Source organism: Brevundimonas sp. T2-11 (genome assembly GCF_055397675.1).
Genome location: NZ_AP027920.1, coordinates 3,223,878 through 3,241,518, shown reverse-complemented (window position 1 = coordinate 3,241,518; position 17,641 = coordinate 3,223,878). Strand labels below are relative to the sequence as shown.

Genomic DNA, 17,641 nt, shown 5'->3' with positions numbered 1-17,641 from the left:
AAGGGGCCCGCTCGTTTCGTCGTTCGTGGCGAGGCGAGCGGGCCTTGGCGTTTGGGGCGACCTGGCGTTAGGTGGTCGCCGCTGTTCAGAGATCCGCGAGGCGGAAAGACCCATGTCCAGGAAGTTTCTCGTCGTCGTCGACGACAGCCCCGAGTTCGGCGCGGCCCTGGGCTATGCCGCGCGACGCGCCAAGTCGACCGGCGGTCGGGTTGTGCTTCTGCGCGCCCTGCCCGGCGGTTCGGACGAGCACTGGTCGGGCGTCCGCGATGAAATCCGCCGCCAGCAACGCGAGGAGGCCGAGCTTCTTCTGAACCGCCTTGGCGAGGAAGCCGCCGAGAAGTCCGGGGCGGCGCCCATCTTCATCATCGAGGAAGGCGACCCCCAGGGCGCCATCCGCAAGACCGTCGGCGCCGACCCCGACATCAAGATCCTGGTCCTGGCGGCGGGCTCCGGTTCTCGCGGTCCGGGCCCCCTGGTCTCGGCGGTGCTGAAACAGGGCGGCGCCTTCACCGGCCGAAAACTGCCCGTGACCATTGTGCCGGGCGAACTGACCGAGGCGGATATCGAAGATCTGGCGTGATCCTGGGGTCGCTATCGCTCGCCGCGCGGCGGCTCGTTGCTTGAGCGACGATTAGCGCGAGGCAGGCTGGGGATAGGGTCTTGAAGATGTCACGCAGGGAGCGCATCTCCCGACCATGTTCATCCAGACCGAACCCACGCCCAATCCCCATGTCCTGAAATTCCTGCCGGGCCGCGACGTGGCCCCGCAAGGTGTGATGGAATATCGCACCATCGACGAGGCCGCCGCCTCGCCCCTGGCCGAGGCCCTGTTCGAACTGGAGGGCGTCGAGGGCGTCTTCTTCGGCGCCGACTATGTCTCGGTCACGCGCGGCGCACAGGCCCCGGACTGGAGCACGATGAAGGCCCCCATCCTGTCGGTCATCATGGACCACTTCGTCTCGGGTGCGCCGCTGACGCGCGACGCCCCGGCGACGACGGAGGACGCCGGCGATGACACCGAGATCGTCGCCGAGATCAAGGGTCTGCTGGACAGCCGCATCCGCCCGGCCGTGGCCCAGGACGGCGGCGACATCCTGTTCGACCATTTCGACGAAGAGACCGGCGTCCTGCGTCTGCGCATGCGCGGCGCCTGCTCGGGCTGTCCCTCTTCCTCGGCCACGCTGAAGGCGGGCGTCGAGCAGATGATGCGGCACTACATCCCCGAAGTGACGAGCGTCGAGCAGGTGATTTAAGCGAAGGGCTACCGCTCGCGCCGCGGTCGCTCGCTGCTTGAGCGCATTCCGGGCATGTGTTCTGAGGCGCGCGCGAAGCGCCAGGCCGCGTCGGGTCGGGAGGTCCCGCAGGGCCGACGGCCGCGGCCCAGAAAAAAGCCGCGTCGGATCGAAAAGGCGGAGCCTTATGACCGCGGCCCACAAACATGTTTCACATGAAACACTATCGTTCGAACGGGCCGTGGGGCATGATCGCCGCATGGCCCGTTTCACATCCGATGATGACGCCGGGACCGAGGGGCGCGCTCTCGGCGAGGCCCTTGCCGCCCTGCGTCGCGAGCGCCGGCTGAGCCAGGCCGAGGCCGGTACGAGGATCGGCATGACCAGCCAGGGCTGGGGTCTCTATGAGGCCGGCAAGCGCCCCGGTCTTTTCCGCCCTGACGTGCAGCGCCGCCTGACCGGCGCCCTGGACGCCACACCTGAGGACCTGGCCCTTCTGGTCGGCGTCGCTCCTGCTCCTCCCCCCAAACCCATAGCTGACGGCCTTCAGGCGCGGGGTCGCGTCTTCGAGGCTGCGCCGGCGGCCGAGCGGCGCCGGCTGCAGCTGTCGACCGACGACCTCGCGCCCTGGGCCGCCGCGGGGACGGTGCTGGAATACGCGCCGGGGCGCTGGCCGCGCCGCGATCAGGGCTGCGTCATCGAGATGGACGACGGCTCCCTGCGGGCGCGGCTCTATGTGCGGTCCGATGAGGCGGAGCTGGTCGTACGCGGCGCCGGCGCCCTGCTGACGATCGAGCGTATTCCCCGGGATCGCGCCTGCATGGTGGCGGCGGTGGTCGCCCGGCTGGATGATTGATGAAACGAAACAGTTGTGTTTCATCGCAGGCTGTGAAACTGTTTCTCTATCGCCAGGGAGACGAGGGTCATGAATCGCCGCACTCAGGATATCGACGCCGCCGTGGGCTTGCGGATGGCCGCGCGTCGGTCGGCCCTCGGTTTGTCGCAGACCGCCCTGGCCGAGCAACTGGGGGTCAGCTTCCAGCAGGTGCAGAAATACGAGAAGGGCGCCAATCGCGTCTCGGCCTCGCGTCTGCATCAGGTGGCGACGGCGCTTGGATGTTCCGTGGCCGACTTTTTCCCCGCAAGACCGGGCCAGGCCGATCCGATTGCGGGTCTGCGCGACCTGACGGCGACGGCCGACGGCCGTGTCCTGGCGGAGGCCTTTCCCCGGATCAGCGATCCGGCCGTGCGTCAGGCCGTGACGCGGGTGGTCGAGGCGCTGGCGTCGGCCTGACCGCCCCGATAGGAAGGCCGCGATGAGAGTTCTGATCGTGGATACGGCGCTGGGCGCCTGTACGGCCTGCGTGGTCGAGGACGGGCGCCTGCTGGGCGTGCGCTCCGAATTGATGACCAAGGGCCATCAGGAGCGGCTGGCCGGCATGGTCCGCGACGCCGTGGCCGATGCGGCCAAGGAAGCCGGCGGCGGGTTCGAGGCCCTGGATCGGATCGGCGTCACCGTCGGACCCGGCAGCTTCACCGGATTGCGTGTCGGCCTGTCCTTCGCCCAGGGTCTGGGTGCGGCCCTGGACCGGCCGGTGGTCGGCCTGTCGACGCTGGACGGCCTGGCCGTCTCGATCAAGCCCGTGGGCCTGGTCGCCGCCGTTATCGACGCCCGCCGGGGCCAGGTCTATGCGCGCCTGTTCCGCGACGGCCGTCCGCTGGGCGCGCCGGAGGCCCTGTCGCTGGAGGCGGCGGCGGATCGCATCTACCACGCCGCCGCCGGGGCGCCGCCCATCCTGGTCGGATCGGGCGGTCCGGTCCTGACCGAGGCCTGTCCGGAACGCCTGGGCGCCGCCATCCTGGCGCGCCTGCCCGCCCCGGCGCCGGAGGCTCTGGCCTATATGACCGCCGTGGTCGATCCCGAAGCCCACCCGCCTCGCCCCCGCTATCTGCGTGCGCCCGACGCCACGCCGCCCAGTCGTTTGCCGGGCCAGGCGCGCCCGCCCGCGACATCGTGATCGACCCTCGCGCCCTCGCGGCGATCCACGCCGAGGCTTTCGACGCGCCGTGGGACGCGGCCAGCCTGTCGACCCTGCTAGCCTCGCCCGGGGTGTTTGCGGTCGAGGAGGCGGACGGCTTCATCCTGATCCGCGTGGTGGCTGACGAAGCCGAGATACTGACCCTTGCTGTGCGACCGGCCGCCCGGCGCGGCGGCCTGGGGGCGCGCCTGGTCCAGGCGGCCGTGGTGCGCGCCGCCGCCCTGGGGGCCGAACGGATGTTCCTGGAAGTGGCCGATGACAACCTCGCCGCCCGCGCCCTCTACGCCCGCACAGGCTTCATCGAGGTGGGGCGGCGGCGCGGATATTATGCGCGTGCGGACGGAAGTCGCGAGGACGCCCTGGTCCTGTCGTTGAACTTCACTCGATAGCTTCCATAAGCTGACGGCTCAGCCTATCTTCGGCCCATGGAACGGATCGAAAAACTCTGCGCCGACCGCGGCATGCGTATGACCGAACAGCGGCGCGTGATCGCCCGCGTCCTGTCGCAGGCCGAGGATCACCCTGACGTCGAAGAGCTGTATCGTCGCGCTTCGTCGATCGATCCGCACATCTCGATCGCCACCGTCTATCGCACCGTGCGCCTGTTTGAAGAGGCCGGCGTGGTCGAGAAGCACGACTTCGGCGACGGCCGCAGCCGTTATGAAGAGGCGGGCGACGACCATCATGACCACCTGATCGACACCAAGACGGGCGAGGTCATCGAATTCTTCGACGCCGAGATCGAGCGCCTGAAGACCGAGATCGCCAAGCGTCTGGGCTTCGAACTGGTCGGTCACAAGCTGGAGCTCTACGGCCACGCCATCCCCGGCGCCGAGCCGGTCGAGCGCGAAGGCCTGATCTACAAGCGTCACGCCGCGCGGATCGAACCGGAAGCGGCCGACAGCTGAGTCTGGCCATAGCGTTTCGCTCGCCTTGCCGTCGCCGGCTTCGGCGATCATAAGCCGCGCATGACCGACACGCTCGAAAAGCCCGTGGAGGCGGCCCTCGCCGCTTCCCCCAAACGCCTCTTCATCAAGACCTACGGCTGTCAGATGAACGTCTATGACAGCGAGCGCATGGCCGACGTCCTGCGTCCGCTGGGCTATGCGACGACGGATGCGCCCGAGGGGGCCGACTTCGTCATTCTGAACACCTGCCACATTCGCGAACGGGCCGCCGAGAAGGTCTATTCGGAGCTGGGCAAGCTGAAGCAGATGCGCGAGCGCAAGGTGGCGCGGGGCGACGGCGGCATGACCATCGCCGTGGCGGGCTGCGTGGCCCAGGCCGAGGGCGAAGAGATCATGAAGCGCCAGCCGGCGGTCGATCTAGTGGTCGGGCCCCAGGCCTATCACCAGCTGCCGGAGCTGCTGACCCGCACGGCGCGGGCGCGTGGAGAGCGCATCGGCGCCGACTTCGCCCCGCACGAGAAGTTCGACGCCTTGCCTGCTGCGCGCGGCGGCGAGGGCCCGACCGCCTTCCTGACGGTGCAGGAGGGCTGCGACAAGTTCTGCACCTTCTGCGTCGTTCCCTATACGCGCGGCGCCGAGTGGTCGCGCCCGGTCGCGGCGGTGCTGGCCGAGGCCCGCGCCCTGGCTGACCGGGGCGTGCGCGAGGTCACCCTGCTGGGTCAGAACGTCAACGCCTACGACGGCGAAGGTCCGGACGGAAAGCCCTGGACCCTGGCGCGACTGGCCTACGCCCTGGCCGAGATCCCGGGTCTGGACCGCATTCGCTATACGACCAGCCACGCCAACGACATGTCGGACGACCTTATTGCGGCTCACGCCGACCTGGACGCCCTGATGCCCTATCTGCACCTGCCGGTGCAGGCCGGGTCTGACCGGGTCTTGCGGCTGATGAACCGCAAGCACGGCCGCCAGAAATACATCGACCTGATCGCCCGCATCCGCGCGGCTCGGCCCGACATGGCGATCGCCGGCGACTTCATCGTCGGCTTCCCCGGCGAGACGGATCGGGACTTCGAGGACACCCTCGATCTGGTGCGTCAGGTCACCTATGCGGGGGCCTTCAGCTTCGTCTATTCGCCGCGTCCCGGCACGCCCGCCGCCACCATGCCGGGCCAGATCGAGGAGAAGGTCGGGCTGGAGCGGCTGCAGCGACTGCAGGCCCTCTTGTTCGAGCAGCAGACCGCCTTCAACGCCGCCCAGGCGGGCAAGACCCTGAACGTCCTGTTCGAAAAGAAGGGGCGCTACGCCGGTCAGGCCATCGGCCGCTCGCCCTATCTGCAGGCGGTCCACGTCGAGGCGGCGGATCATCTTCTGGGCCAGATCGTTCCGGTCGAGATCCTCAGCGGGGCCCAGAACAGTCTGAACGGGCGCCTGGCTGACCCAGCCACTATCTAGGCCTGTATTGCAGCGACGTCCCTCAAGTAGCCTCGTCCCGCTGGACGAGGCGTTAGGGACACAAGACAATGGTCCCTCATGCAGCCTCGCTTTGTGAGCGAGGCGTTAGGGACCCCAAAAAGGAAACCCATGGCGCGAGAGTCCGAGTTCCTGTCCCTGAGCGATCAGGCCCTGCGGGCCGTGATCGGCCCCAACAGCCGCCACGTCGCCCTGATCGAGGACGCCTTCAAGGTGCTGGTCGAGGCGCCCGGCGGGGGCGTGTCGATCAACGGCTCGGCGCGGGACCGGGCCCAGGCCAAGCGCGTCGTCGAGACCCTGGCCAAGCGGGCCGATGCGGGCGCAGAGATCACCGAGGCCGACGTGCGCATGGCGCTTGGCGCGGCCGTGACCCAGCCGCGTCCGGACCAGGGCCGGGTCGTGCCGGACGCGGTGGCCCTGCCGGTCGGCCGGCGCGGGGCCATCGCCCCCAAGACGGCGGCCCAGGCCCAGTATCTGGATCTGCTCAGCCGATGCGAGCTGACCTTCGGCGTCGGACCGGCGGGCACGGGCAAGACCTTCCTGGCGGCGGCCTATGGCGCTTCGCTGTTGCGGCGCGGCCAGGTGGATCGGCTGGTCATCACCCGTCCGGCGGTCGAGGCGGGTGAGAAGCTGGGCTTCCTGCCGGGCGACCTGAACGAGAAGGTCGATCCCTATCTGGCCCCGATCTGGGAGGCGCTGAACGACATCCTCGGCGTCGAGGACGTGCGCCGTCGCCGCGAGAAGGGCGAGATCGAGGCCGCCCCCATCGCCTTCATGCGCGGGCGCACCCTGAGCCACGCCTTCATTATCGTCGACGAGGCGCAGAACACGTCGCGGCTGCAGATGAAGATGGTGCTGACCCGTCTGGGCGAGGGCGCGCGGATGGTGGTCACCGGCGACCCGTCGCAGATCGACCTGCTGAACCCGCGCGATTCCGGCCTCAGCCACGCCCTGCGCATCCTGAAGGACGTGAAGGGGGTCGGGGTTCAGGCCTTCAAGGCCGAGGACGTGGTGCGCCACGCCATGGTCGAGCGCATCGTGCGCGCCTATGACGCCGATTCCGCGCGAAACCGTCCGGCGCCGGACCTCGAGGACGAAGACTGAATGATCGAGATCGAAGTCGAGGACGCGGCCTGGACGGCGGCCCTGCCGGACGCCGAAGCCGTGGTCCTGCGCGCGGCGACGGCGGCGCTGGGGTCTGTCGAGGGCGACGTGGTCGTCCTGCTGACCGATGACGCCGGGGTGCAGGACCTGAACAAGCGCTTTCGCGACAAGGACCGGCCGACCAATGTCCTGTCCTTCCCCGCCGCCGAGAGCGCCTTCCCCCATCTGGGCGACGTGGTCCTGGGCTACGCCTATTGCGCGGTCGAGGCCGAGGCCCAGGACAAGACCCTGTCCGATCATCTGAGCCATCTGGTCGTCCACGGCGTGCTGCATCTGCTGGGCCGCGACCACGAAGACGACGCCGAGGCCGAGGAGATGGAGGCCGAGGAGCGCGAGATCCTGGCGTCGCTTGGCGTCGCCGATCCCTACAAGTCCGAACATGGGGCGACTGCATGAGCAAGCGTGTGTCAGCCCTCTGGGGGGGCGTGCTGACGAACCGCTGGGGCCGCATCGCCCTGGCCCTGCTGGCCGGCGCCGGCGCCGCCCTGGCGCACCCGCCGTTCGGCGTCCTGCCCGGTCTTTTGGGCTATCCCCTGCTGATGATGCTGGCCGAGCGGTCGCGCACCGTGAAGGGCGGCTTCTGGGTCGGCTGGCTGGCCGGTTTCGCCTACTTCTTCATCGGTTGCTGGTGGGTGGCCGAGGCCTTCCTGGTCAACAAGGATCAGGCCTGGATGGCGCCCTTCGCCGCCAGCCTTTTGCCCATGGGGCTGGGCCTCTTCTTCGGCACGGCGACGGCGCTTTACCGCCGGTTCGCTCCGCAGGGCGCGCGTCGCGTCCTGCTGTTCGCCGCCCTGTTCGCCCTGCTGGAATGGCTGCGAGGTCATGTCCTGACCGGCTTCCCGTGGAACCCGACCGGCGCCGCCTGGACGGCGGGTTCAGCCATGTCGCAGTTCGCCTCGGTGGCGGGCGTCTATGGTTTGGGCCTGGTGACGCTGGCGGCCGTTTCGGCCCTGGGTCTTCTGGCGAGCGGCGGACCGCGCCGTCCGCGCCTGATCACCGCCGGTATGGGCGTCGCGGTCCTGGCGGGGTTGTTCGGCTTCGGCGCCCTGCGTCTGTCGTCGGCCGAACGGGTGGACGCTCCGACCCTGGTGCGTCTGGTCCAGGCCGACATCCCCCAGGAGTCCAAATGGTCGCCCGAAGCCTATCAGGCCATTGTTGATCGCTATGTCGCCCTGACCGCCCAGCCGGGCGAGGCGCTTCCGGATGTCGTGGTCTGGCCCGAGGGCGCCCTGCCCGCCACGGCCAACGACGTCTTCAACTCGCCCGACGCCCAGGCTATCGCCGGGGCGCTTCAGACCGGTCAGACCCTGTTGATGGGGCTCAGCCGGGGTGAACCGGACCCGACCGCCGAGGGCGGCGCACGCTATTTCAACAGCCTGTTCGCCCTGCACGACGAAGGCGCGGCGGGCCTGCGGATCGGCGCCATCTACGACAAGCACCGGCTGGTGCCCTTCGGCGAATACCTGCCGATGGGCCGTCTGATGAGCCGGATCGGCGTGCGCAGCCTGGTCCATGTTCCGGCCGACTTCAGCGCCGGACCGAAGCCCGCGCCGATCAGCCTGGCCAACGCCCCCAGCGTTCAGCCGTTGATCTGTTACGAAAGCCTCTATCCGGGCTTCACCCCTGCCGGCGGCTACGCCCGTCCGGCGTGGATCGTCAATGTCTCCAACGACGCCTGGTTCGGCGCCACCTCGGGTCCGCGCCAGCACCTGAACCTGGCCAGCTATCGCGCCATCGAGACGGGTCTGCCGATCGCCCGCGCTACCCCCACCGGGGTCTCGGCCATGATCGATCCCTGGGGGCGGATCGTGGACGGCAAGCGGCTGGATCCCGGCCATGCGGGCGTCATCGACGTGCGACTGCCCGAAGCGGCGGCGCCGACCCTTTATGGCCGCTGGGGCGATGGCCTGTTCGGCCTGTTGCTGGCTCTGATGCTGGCGGGCGGCCTGTCATGGGGCTTTCCTATCTCACGCGCGCCACGCGAATTGTGATGACACCCCTGCCGATCCGTCGCATTTCGAGAGTTCGAGCGTGAAACTGAGCGAGAACCCATGATGATCAAAGGATCTGTGGAAGACGGACCCCATCCGGTCGATCGTCATGTGGGTCGACGAGTTTGCGAAAAGCGCATCGCCCTTGGCTATAACCAGAGTGATCTCGGACGTGCTCTGGATGTGACCTTTCAGCAGATTCAGAAATACGAAAAGGGCGCTAATCGGATCTCGGCGTCCAAGCTCTGGGACATCGCTCGCTTCTTCAAGGTCGATATCGGCTATTTTTTCGACGGTCTGACCTTGCCCTCCCCGGGTATGGCCGAAGATGAAGCCGAGCCCTTTGCTCATGACTTCCCGGCGACGCGTCAGACGATCGAAATCGCGCGATTGGCGCCTCAGCTTTCCACGCGACAGCAGAAGCTGATCCTGGACATGCTGCGAGAAATGCTCGGCGCCGATGATCGGTCCGACAAGGGATAGGACACGAAAAAAGGCGCGGATCGCTCCGCGCCTTTCTGCCTTGTGAAGCGGCTGTCGATCAGCCGGCCAGAGCGGCTTCCGAGGCGACGATCCGGCTGGCGGCGTGGACCACGGCGCCGATGCGCAGGGCGGCCTGGATCTGGACGTTCGGCACGCCGTGCTTGCGCAGTTCGCCTTCGTGGGCGTCCAGGCAGGCGCCGCAGCCGTTGATGGCCGAGACGGCGGTGGACCACAGTTCGAAGTCCAGTTTCTCGACGCCCGGATTGGCGATCACGTTCATCCGCAGCTTGGCCGGCAGGGTCGTGTACTCGTTGTTCTTCATCAGGTGCAGCGAGCGATAGTAGATGTTGTTCATGCCCATGATGGCGGCGGCGGCCTTGGCGGCGTTCATCGCCTCGGGGGTCAGGACGGCGGCGGCCGCGTCCTCGATCGCCTTGACGGCCGGGGCGACGCCGATGGCGTGGGCCGAGGCCAGGAAGCAGCCCCACTTCTGCTGGTCGTTCAGCACCGTCTCATTGGCCAGCGACGACAGGTTCAGAGAGATATCCTTGCCGTAGGCCGGGATCAGGTCGCGCAGGGCGTCGATGGACATGGGGAACTTCCTTCTGCTCAACGGCGCCGCTTGCGCCGGATACAATATAGGGGCTGCCGACGCGCCCTGTCAGACTCCGACAGGGCGCGGGGCGTCAGGCATGAAAAAGGCGGCGACAGTCGCCCGCCGCCGCCTCTTCAAAGAGGGGCGGCCCGAACCCATACGAACGCGGTCCGGGCCTATCCTTGGCCAGTACTTAAGCGGCCAGGGTCTCGCCGCCGACCGGGCGGTTGCAGGCGCACAGCTCGTCGGTCTGCAGGGCGTCGACCACGCGAAGCGTGTCTTCCGGCGAACGGCCGACGTTCAGGTTGGTGACATAGACGTGCTGGACGATGTTGTGCGGGTCCACGACGAAGGTGGCGCGCAGGGCGACGCCGTTTTCCTCGTCCAGGACGCCCAGTTCGCGGGCCAGCTTGCCGCCGCAGTCGGCGAACTGCCACATCGGCAGCTTGTTCAGGTCGGCGTGATCACGACGCCAGGCCAGCTTGGTGAACTCGTTGTCGGTCGAACCGCCGAGGACCACAGTGTCGCGGTCTTCGAATTCCTTGTTCAGCTTGGCGAAGGCGGCGATTTCCGTCGGGCAGACGAAGGTGAAGTCCTTCGGGTAGAAGAAGATGACCTTCCACTTGCCCTCGAAGGAGTCCTGGGTGACGGTTTCGAAGGCCGAAACGCCGTTTTCTTCGTGGCTGTTGAAGCCCGGCTTCACACCAGTGATCTTGAATTCAGGCAGTTTTTGACCGACGCCCAGCATACTGGAGCTCCATTCTGACAATGTAAGAAGCCGGCGCCGCGGGGAGACGCATCGCCGATGGGGGTCAAATGGGCCGTGGCGGCCTGGAAGTCAAATCGATGATTTCGCAACTGCGAATAGATTTTCGTTATGAGTAGCGGGATGGATCTTAAACGCTCCGCCTGACGTCGCTATAACTTCTCCTGTGGGTGGGCCCAAAGTTTATCGATTTTCCTTCGGTCAGGAACCGGGCGTAGGCTCAGGTTCTAATCTGCTGAACAGGAGAAAATCATGGACGGACAAGCAGGCGGCCCCACCCCTCTCCACGACCCCAGGAAGGAGCCGGGCGCGCTGCGTTCGCTTCTGGGGCGCACCAATCGCGACTGGTGGCCCAACCAGATGGCCATGGACATCCTGCATCAGCAGGGCAAGTCGGGCGACCCGATGGGCGACGACTTCGACTACGCCGCCGCCTTCAAGTCGCTGGATCTGGCGGCGGTGAAGCGCGATCTGACCGCCCTGATGACCGACAGCCAGCCCTGGTGGCCGGCGGACTACGGCCACTATGGTCCCTTCTTCATCCGCATGGCCTGGCACTCGGCGGGGACCTATCGCACCGGCGACGGGCGCGGCGGCGCGGGCGCCGGCCAGCAGCGCTTCGCCCCGCTCAACTCCTGGCCGGACAACGGCAACCTGGACAAGGCGCGCCGCCTGCTGTGGCCGATCAAGCAGAAGTATGGCGCCAAGCTCAGCTGGGCCGACCTGATGATCCTGGCCGGCAATGTCGCCATTGAAAGCATGGGCGGGCCGGTCTTCGGCTTCGGCGGCGGCCGCGCCGACGTCTGGGAGCCGGAGAAGGACGTCTACTGGGGCACCGAGGAAAACTGGGTCGGCGACGAGGGCAACCAGACCCGCATCCAGCCCGACAAGAACATGGCCCTGGAGGAGCCCCTGGCGGCGATCCAGATGGGCCTCATCTACGTGAACCCGGAAGGTCCCGGCGGCGTGCCCGAAGCCCTGGCCTCGGCCCGCGACATCCGCGAGACCTTCGCCCGCATGGGCATGAACGACGAGGAGACGGCCGCCTTGACCGCCGGGGGGCACACCTTCGGCAAGGCTCACGGCGCCGGCGACGCCTCCAAGGTGGGCGTCAGCCCTGAGGGCGCCGATATCGCCCAGCAGGGCCTGGGCTGGATCTCGGGTCATGAGAGCGGCATGGGCGACCACACCATCACATCGGGCATCGAGGGCGCCTGGACCCCGACGCCGATCACCTGGGACATGACCTATTTCGACATGCTGCTGGACCATGAGTATGAGCTGGTCCGCAGCCCGGCGGGCGCCAAGCAGTGGCAGCCGGTCGGCAATCCGCCGGAAACCCTGGCGCCCGCCGCCCATACGCCCGGCAAGCGCGTGCCGACGATGATGACGACGGCCGACATGGCCTTCAAGATCGACCCGGAATACCGCAAGATCATGGAGCGGTTCCGCGCCGATCCGGCCTATTTCGGCGACGCCTTCGCCCGCGCCTGGTTCAAGCTGTGTCACCGCGACATGGGACCCAAGGCCCGCTATCTGGGTCCGGACGTGCCGGCCGAGGACCTGATCTGGCAGGACCCGATCCCGGTCCATACGGGGGCCAAGCTGTCGGACGCCGACGTCAAGGCGCTGAAGGACCGCATTGCGGCCTCGGGCCTGTCGGTCGCCGATCTGGTGTCGACGGCCTGGGCCTCGGCCGTGACCTTCCGCGGCTCGGACTATCGCGGCGGCGCCAATGGTGGACGCCTGCGTCTGGCCCCGCAGAAGGACTGGGACGTCAACGAGCCGGCGAAGCTGGCCCGCGTTCTCAAGGTCTATGAGGACATCCAGGCGGCGTCCGGCCTCAACGTCTCCATCGCCGACCTGATCGTTCTGGGCGGCGGCGTTGGGGTCGAGCAGGCGGCGAAGGCTGGCGGTCATGACGTGGCCGTCCCCTTCACGCCGGGCCGCACCGACGCTTCTCAGGCGCAGACGGACGTCGAGGGCTTTGCGGTGCTGGAGCCGCGCGCCGACGGTTTCCGCAACTATCTGCAGGTCCGTTTCAACGTCCCGACCGAGGAGCTGCTGATCGATCGGGCGCAACTGCTGGGCCTGACGGCGCCGCAGATGACGGTCCTGGTCGGCGGTCTTCGGGTTCTGGGCGCCAACCACGGCGGGTCGAAGCACGGCGTCTTCACCGACCGTCCGGGCCAGCTGACCAACGACTTCTTCGTCAACCTGCTGGATATGAAGACCGGCTGGAAACAGGTGGACGGCGAGGGCGACGAAACCTTCGTCGGTTCCGATCGCCTGACCGGCGAAGAGCTGTGGACCGCCACCCGCACCGACCTGGTGTTCGGTTCTAACGCCCAGCTGCGCGCCCTGTCCGAGGTCTACGCCTCGGCCGACGCAGGCGAGAAGTTCGTCCGGGACTTCGTCGCGGCCTGGACCAAGGTCATGAACGCCGACCGGTTCGATCTGAACTAGGCGTAAGGAGCGCCGCGGGCCGATCGGTTCGCGGCGCCTTCCTTCATCAATGACTTCGATTGTCTTTGAAAACACCATAGGTCGCGCCTATGTGGGGCGAATGCTCCCCACCCTGCGACAGCTCCACTATCTCAAGCTCCTGGCCGAGCACGCCTCCTTCAGCCGCGCGGCCGAGGCGGCTCACGTCAGCCAGCCGGCCCTGTCGGCGGGGGTGCAGGAGCTGGAGAAGATCCTGGGCGCGCCGGTGGTCGAACGCACGCGCGGCGCGGTCCAGCTGACCGCCGTCGGCGCCGAGGCGGTCAAGCGCGCCGAGGACGTCCTGGCCCGCACCGAGGATCTGGTCGAGGCGGCGCGCAACGCCGGCAAGCCCCTGTCGGGCCGGTTCCGTCTGGGCGTCATCCCCACCGTCGCCCCCTTCCTGCTGCCGCGCGCCCTGCCCGGTCTGCGCGACAGATACCCGGCCCTGCGGCTTTTCATCCGCGAGGACCTGACCCCGCGCCTGATCGCCGGGCTGAAGGCGGGCCAGCTGGACGCCGCCGTCATCGCCCTGCCCTATGAGGCGCCGGGCATCGACCACGCCCGCATCGGCGACGACGAGATCCTGGCCGCCGCGCCCATCGGCCACCCGCTGGCGGGCGCCGGGCCCATCCCCGAGGGCATGCTCAAGGCCGACGACCTGATCCTGCTGGAGGACGGCCACTGCCTGCGCGATCAGGCCCTGGCCGCCGTCAACATCGAGGCCCCGCGCGGCGAGGACGTCTTCGCCGCCACCTCGCTCCATACCCTGGTCCAGATGGTGTCCTCGGGCCTGGGCGTCAGCTTCCTGCCGCAGATGGCGGTGCAGGCCGGTCTGGCCGACAACCCCGGCGTCGTCATCCGTCCCATCTCCGCCGACGCCCCCCGCCGCGAGATCGTCGTCGCCTGGCGCGCCGGCTCCAGCCGCGCCGCCGAAGCCCGCCTCCTGGCCGAAGCCCTCAAGCTGGATTGAGGCGGCTTAATTAGCTTCCAGCATGGGCGGTCCTAGGCGGCCCGCTGACGTCCGTTCGATCCGGACCTTGCCAACTGTTGGGCCAACCCGTCAGGCGATACATGGCATTGGCGAGATCATAGACTGCGCCCTCCTCGACGGCCCAGCGATTGATAAAGCGATAGCCGTCCGGTCCGTTGGCTTCGATCAGATAGACCACGCCATCGACACCTGAGATGCAGGAGTCCGGGGGAAGATCAAGAACAGCACTGTTGTTTACGAGCTCGATGATCGGGGCCACCTCGTCTTTTGACAGGTCGCGAACGAGGTGATTGGAGACGGGTTTCACATGAACCTGATCGACATGGCGCGTCGCGGTCAGGCGGGGACTCGATCCATTCAGGTCGTCAATCCGGACAATGACGGGTTCAACGAAGGCTGGAAGGAAGGTGAAGCGGAGGGTGGTCTTGCCGTCGGTCTTTGCGTTCCAGAGCGGCCTTTCGCCAACGCTGCGAAGCGGATCGGCGAACCAGCTTTCGATGTCGGAATCCAGTGGGCCGGGCGCGACGTTTGCGCTCAATGAGCAGGGGTAGGTTGTCCGGTAGAGCTTCGGATCGAAATAGTTCTCGCGCTTGGAGGCCAGCAGCCCTGCAAATAACGCAAAGGCGACAACCAGAACCGTTAGACCCACGCCGAGACCGCGCATTCAGGAAGCTCCGGGGCCAGATGTTTGGCGCAGGAGACAAGCTAAGCTTTTTCTCGGATGACAAACAATGGTCGGTAAGCCGGATCGCCCTCTACGACGGAGGTCGAAGGCCGAACCGGTCCCCTTCCCTTGCGACCCCAGGCCTTATGTGGGAAAGGCCACGCGCGGTTTTGGCGGGCCGACGGGCCAGTCATGTCGCGACTGGACCAAGGAAGGCCGCTCATGCTCGAAACCTATCGTCTTCACGTCGCCGAACGCGCGGCCTTGGGCATTCCGCCGCTGCCGCTGTCGGCCGAGCAGACCGCCGACCTGATCGAGCTGATCAAGGCGCCGCCGGCGGGTGAATCCGAGCAGGAGCTGCTGGATCTGCTGACCCACCGCGTGCCGCCCGGCGTGGACGATGCGGCCAAGGTCAAGGCCTCCTTCCTGTCCGCCGTGGCCCATGGCGACTTCGCCGTGCCGTCGCTGTCGCGCGAACGCGCCACCGAGCTGCTGGGCACCATGGTCGGCGGCTATAACGTCAAGCCGCTGATCGACCTGCTGACGGACGCCGTGGTCGGCGCCGTCGCCGCCGAGGGTCTGAAGAAGACCCTGCTGATGTTCGACTTCTTCCATGACGTCGCCGAACTGGCCAAGGGCGGCAACGCCAACGCCCAGGCTGTGCTGAAGTCCTGGGCCGAGGCCGAGTGGTTCACCAGCCGCGACAAGGTCGCCGACAAGATCACCGTCACCGTCTTCAAGGTCACCGGCGAGACCAACACCGACGACCTGTCCCCGGCGCCCGACGCCTGGTCGCGCCCCGACATTCCGCTGCACTACCTGGCCATGCTGAAGAACAAGCGTGACGGCATCACGCCCGAGCAGGACGGCGTGCGCGGCCCGATGCAATTCATCGAGGACCTGAAGGCCAAGGGCCATCTGGTCGCCTATGTCGGCGACGTGGTCGGCACCGGCTCGTCGCGCAAGTCGGCGACCAACAGCGTCATCTGGGCCACCGGCCAGGACATCCCCTTCGTGCCGAACAAGCGTTTCGGCGGCGTGACCCTGGGCGGCAAGATCGCTCCGATCTTCTTCAACACCCAGGAAGACTCCGGCGCCCTGCCGATCGAGGTCGACGTCTCGAACCTGAACATGGGCGACGTCATCGACATCTATCCCTATGAGGGCAAGATCGAGAAGGACGGCCAGAAGATCGCCGACTTCGAGCTGAAGTCGCAGGTCCTGCTGGACGAGGTCCAGGCCGGCGGCCGCATCAATCTCATCATTGGACGGTCGCTGACCGCCCGCGCCCGCGAGGCCCTGGGCCTGGCCGCCTCGACCGAGTTCCGTCTGCCGGTCACGCCGGAAGACAGCGGCAAGGGCTTCACCGTGGCCCAGAAGATGGTCGGCCGCGCCTGCGGTCTGCCGGAAGGCCAGGGCATCCGTCCGGGCACCTATTGCGAACCGCGCATGACCACGGTCGGCTCGCAGGACACGACCGGTCCGATGACGCGCGACGAGCTCAAGGACCTGGCCTGCCTCGGCTTCTCGGCCGACATGGTGATGCAGTCCTTCTGCCACACCGCCGCCTATCCCAAGCCTGTCGACGTCAAGACGCACCGCGAACTGCCGCAGTTCATCTCCAACCGCGGCGGCGTGGCCCTGCGTCCGGGCGACGGCGTGATCCACTCCTGGCTGAACCGCCTGCTGCTGCCCGACACCGTCGGCACCGGCGGCGACAGCCACACCCGCTTCCCCATCGGCATCTCCTTCCCGGCCGGTTCGGGTCTGGTGGCCTTCGGCGCCGCCACCGGCGTCATGCCGCTGGACATGCCCGAGTCGATCCTGGTCCGCTTCAAGGGTGAGATGCAGCCGGGCATCACCCTGCGCGACCTGGTCCACGCCATCCCCTACTACGCCATCCAGCAGGGCCTGCTGACGGTGGCCAAGGCGGGCAAGGTCAACGCCTTCTCGGGCCGCATCCTTGAAATCGAGGGCCTGCCGGACCTGAAGGTGGAGCAGGCGTTCGAGCTGACCGACGCCTCGGCCGAGCGTTCGGCGGCGGGCTGCACCGTCAAGCTGAACAAGGAGCCGATCATCGAGTACATGACCTCGAACATCGTGCTCATGAAGAACATGATCGCCGACGGTTACGCCGACGCCCGCACCCTGCAGCGCCGCATCGACGCCATGGAGGCCTGGCTGGCCGCGCCGAACCTGCTGGAGGCCGACGCCGACGCCGAGTACGCCCACGTCATCGAGATCGACCTGGCGGACGTCAGGGAGCCCATCCTGTGCGCCCCCAACGACCCCGACGACGCGCGCCTGCTGTCGGAAGTGCAAGAGACCCCGATCGACGAGGTCTTCATCGGCTCGTGCATGACCAATATCGGCCACTTCCGTGCGGCCTCGCTGCTGCTGAAGGGCAAGAAGGACATCCCGACCCGCCTGTGGGTCGCCCCGCCGACCAAGATGGACGCCTCGGAGCTGACCAAGGAGGGCCACTACTCGACCCTCGGCGGCGCCGGCGCCCGCATGGAGATGCCGGGCTGCTCGCTGTGCATGGGCAACCAGGCCCAGGTGAAGGAGGGCGCGACCGTGGTCTCGACCTCGACCCGCAACTTCCCCAACCGTCTGGGCAAGGGCTCGAACGTCTATCTGGCCTCGGCCGAACTGGCCGCCGTCGCCTCCAAGATGGGCCGCATCCCCACCGTGGCGGAATACATGGCCGAGATGGGCGTCATCGACGCCGACCGCGACGAGGTCTATCGCTACATGAACTTCGACCAGATCCCCGAATACGCGGATCGCGTCGCGGCCGAATAAGGCGGACGACAGTCTGAACGACAAACGGCCGGTGGAGCGATCCATC

18 protein-coding genes are annotated in these 17,641 nt (G+C 67.5%); 15 read left to right on the top strand and 3 right to left on the bottom strand.

What is annotated here, in order from left to right; all coding sequences use genetic code 11:
- The first annotated feature begins 112 nt into the window (after nucleotides 1-112).
- The 12 genes from ACZ5XO_RS15585 to ACZ5XO_RS15530 all read left to right on the top strand — a co-directional run bounded on the left by ACZ5XO_RS15585 (nucleotide 113) and on the right by ACZ5XO_RS15530 (nucleotide 9,290).
- Nucleotides 113-580 (top strand): universal stress protein, encoded by a 468-nt coding sequence (locus tag ACZ5XO_RS15585; protein WP_464163291.1) that lies wholly within the window; start codon nucleotides 113-115, stop codon nucleotides 578-580.
- 115 nt (nucleotides 581-695) lie between these two features.
- Complete coding sequence (locus tag ACZ5XO_RS15580; RefSeq protein WP_464163290.1) at nucleotides 696-1,253, top strand: NifU family protein; 558 nt, start codon at nucleotides 696-698, stop codon at nucleotides 1,251-1,253.
- A gap of 238 nt (nucleotides 1,254-1,491) precedes the next feature.
- Nucleotides 1,492-2,088, top strand: a complete 597-nt coding sequence (locus tag ACZ5XO_RS15575) for a helix-turn-helix domain-containing protein (protein ID WP_464163289.1) — start codon at nucleotides 1,492-1,494, stop codon at nucleotides 2,086-2,088.
- A gap of 69 nt (nucleotides 2,089-2,157) precedes the next feature.
- Nucleotides 2,158-2,526 carry a helix-turn-helix domain-containing protein gene (locus ACZ5XO_RS15570; protein WP_464163288.1) on the top strand — a complete coding sequence of 123 codons (369 nt, stop codon included), beginning with the start codon at nucleotides 2,158-2,160 and terminating at the stop codon, nucleotides 2,524-2,526.
- A gap of 22 nt (nucleotides 2,527-2,548) precedes the next feature.
- Nucleotides 2,549-3,250: a tRNA (adenosine(37)-N6)-threonylcarbamoyltransferase complex dimerization subunit type 1 TsaB gene (gene tsaB / locus ACZ5XO_RS15565; RefSeq protein WP_464163287.1), complete on the top strand. Its 702-nt coding sequence runs from the start codon at nucleotides 2,549-2,551 to the stop codon at nucleotides 3,248-3,250.
- The gene (rimI, locus tag ACZ5XO_RS15560) at nucleotides 3,247-3,660 is read left to right on the top strand and encodes a ribosomal protein S18-alanine N-acetyltransferase (protein ID WP_464163286.1); all 414 of its coding nucleotides are present in this window, start codon (nucleotides 3,247-3,249) and stop codon (nucleotides 3,658-3,660) included. Before tsaB ends, rimI begins: the two co-directional genes overlap by 4 nt.
- A gap of 36 nt (nucleotides 3,661-3,696) precedes the next feature.
- Nucleotides 3,697-4,179, top strand: a complete 483-nt coding sequence (locus tag ACZ5XO_RS15555; protein ID WP_464163285.1) for a Fur family transcriptional regulator — start codon at nucleotides 3,697-3,699, stop codon at nucleotides 4,177-4,179.
- Nucleotides 4,180-4,239: 60 nt separating this feature from the next.
- A complete protein-coding gene (gene miaB, locus ACZ5XO_RS15550) occupies nucleotides 4,240-5,634 on the top strand; it encodes a tRNA (N6-isopentenyl adenosine(37)-C2)-methylthiotransferase MiaB (protein WP_464163284.1) in 1,395 nt (464 codons plus the stop codon).
- A gap of 129 nt (nucleotides 5,635-5,763) precedes the next feature.
- Nucleotides 5,764-6,756 carry a PhoH family protein gene (locus ACZ5XO_RS15545; protein WP_464163283.1) on the top strand — a complete coding sequence of 331 codons (993 nt, stop codon included), beginning with the start codon at nucleotides 5,764-5,766 and terminating at the stop codon, nucleotides 6,754-6,756.
- Nucleotides 6,757-7,212 (top strand): rRNA maturation RNase YbeY, encoded by a 456-nt coding sequence (ybeY, locus tag ACZ5XO_RS15540; RefSeq protein WP_464163282.1) that lies wholly within the window; start codon nucleotides 6,757-6,759, stop codon nucleotides 7,210-7,212.
- A complete protein-coding gene (gene lnt / locus ACZ5XO_RS15535) occupies nucleotides 7,209-8,807 on the top strand; it encodes an apolipoprotein N-acyltransferase (protein WP_464163281.1) in 1,599 nt (532 codons plus the stop codon). Before ybeY ends, lnt begins: the two co-directional genes overlap by 4 nt.
- Nucleotides 8,808-8,870: 63 nt before the next feature.
- Complete coding sequence (locus ACZ5XO_RS15530; protein ID WP_464164937.1) at nucleotides 8,871-9,290, top strand: helix-turn-helix domain-containing protein; 420 nt, start codon at nucleotides 8,871-8,873, stop codon at nucleotides 9,288-9,290.
- 58 nt (nucleotides 9,291-9,348) lie between these two features.
- Here ACZ5XO_RS15530 and ahpD read toward each other — a convergent pair whose 3' ends face one another.
- Together ahpD and ACZ5XO_RS15520 are read right to left on the bottom strand one after the other, a co-directional pair.
- Nucleotides 9,349-9,882 (bottom strand): alkylhydroperoxidase, AhpD family, encoded by a 534-nt coding sequence (ahpD, locus tag ACZ5XO_RS15525; RefSeq protein ID WP_464163280.1) that lies wholly within the window; start codon nucleotides 9,880-9,882, stop codon nucleotides 9,349-9,351.
- A gap of 196 nt (nucleotides 9,883-10,078) precedes the next feature.
- Nucleotides 10,079-10,633 carry a peroxiredoxin gene (locus ACZ5XO_RS15520; RefSeq protein ID WP_464163279.1) on the bottom strand — a complete coding sequence of 185 codons (555 nt, stop codon included), beginning with the start codon at nucleotides 10,631-10,633 and terminating at the stop codon, nucleotides 10,079-10,081.
- Nucleotides 10,634-10,903: 270 nt separating this feature from the next.
- Between ACZ5XO_RS15520 and katG the strand changes: the two genes are divergently transcribed.
- Both katG and ACZ5XO_RS15510 read left to right on the top strand, forming a co-directional pair.
- Nucleotides 10,904-13,117, top strand: a complete 2,214-nt coding sequence (gene katG / locus ACZ5XO_RS15515; RefSeq protein WP_464163278.1) for a catalase/peroxidase HPI — start codon at nucleotides 10,904-10,906, stop codon at nucleotides 13,115-13,117.
- Between the two features lie 100 nt (nucleotides 13,118-13,217).
- Nucleotides 13,218-14,105 carry a hydrogen peroxide-inducible genes activator gene (locus ACZ5XO_RS15510; protein WP_464163277.1) on the top strand — a complete coding sequence of 296 codons (888 nt, stop codon included), beginning with the start codon at nucleotides 13,218-13,220 and terminating at the stop codon, nucleotides 14,103-14,105.
- 10 nt (nucleotides 14,106-14,115) lie between these two features.
- On the opposite strand, the gene ACZ5XO_RS15505 is transcribed toward ACZ5XO_RS15510, so the two are convergent.
- Nucleotides 14,116-14,790, bottom strand: a complete 675-nt coding sequence (locus tag ACZ5XO_RS15505) for a hypothetical protein (RefSeq protein ID WP_464163276.1) — start codon at nucleotides 14,788-14,790, stop codon at nucleotides 14,116-14,118.
- Between the two features lie 222 nt (nucleotides 14,791-15,012).
- Here ACZ5XO_RS15505 and acnB point away from each other — a divergent pair, with 222 nt between their 5' ends.
- Entirely contained in the window at nucleotides 15,013-17,595 is a 2,583-nt protein-coding gene (gene acnB, locus ACZ5XO_RS15500; protein ID WP_464163275.1) for a bifunctional aconitate hydratase 2/2-methylisocitrate dehydratase, read from the top strand.
- Nucleotides 17,596-17,641: the final 46 nt, after the last annotated feature.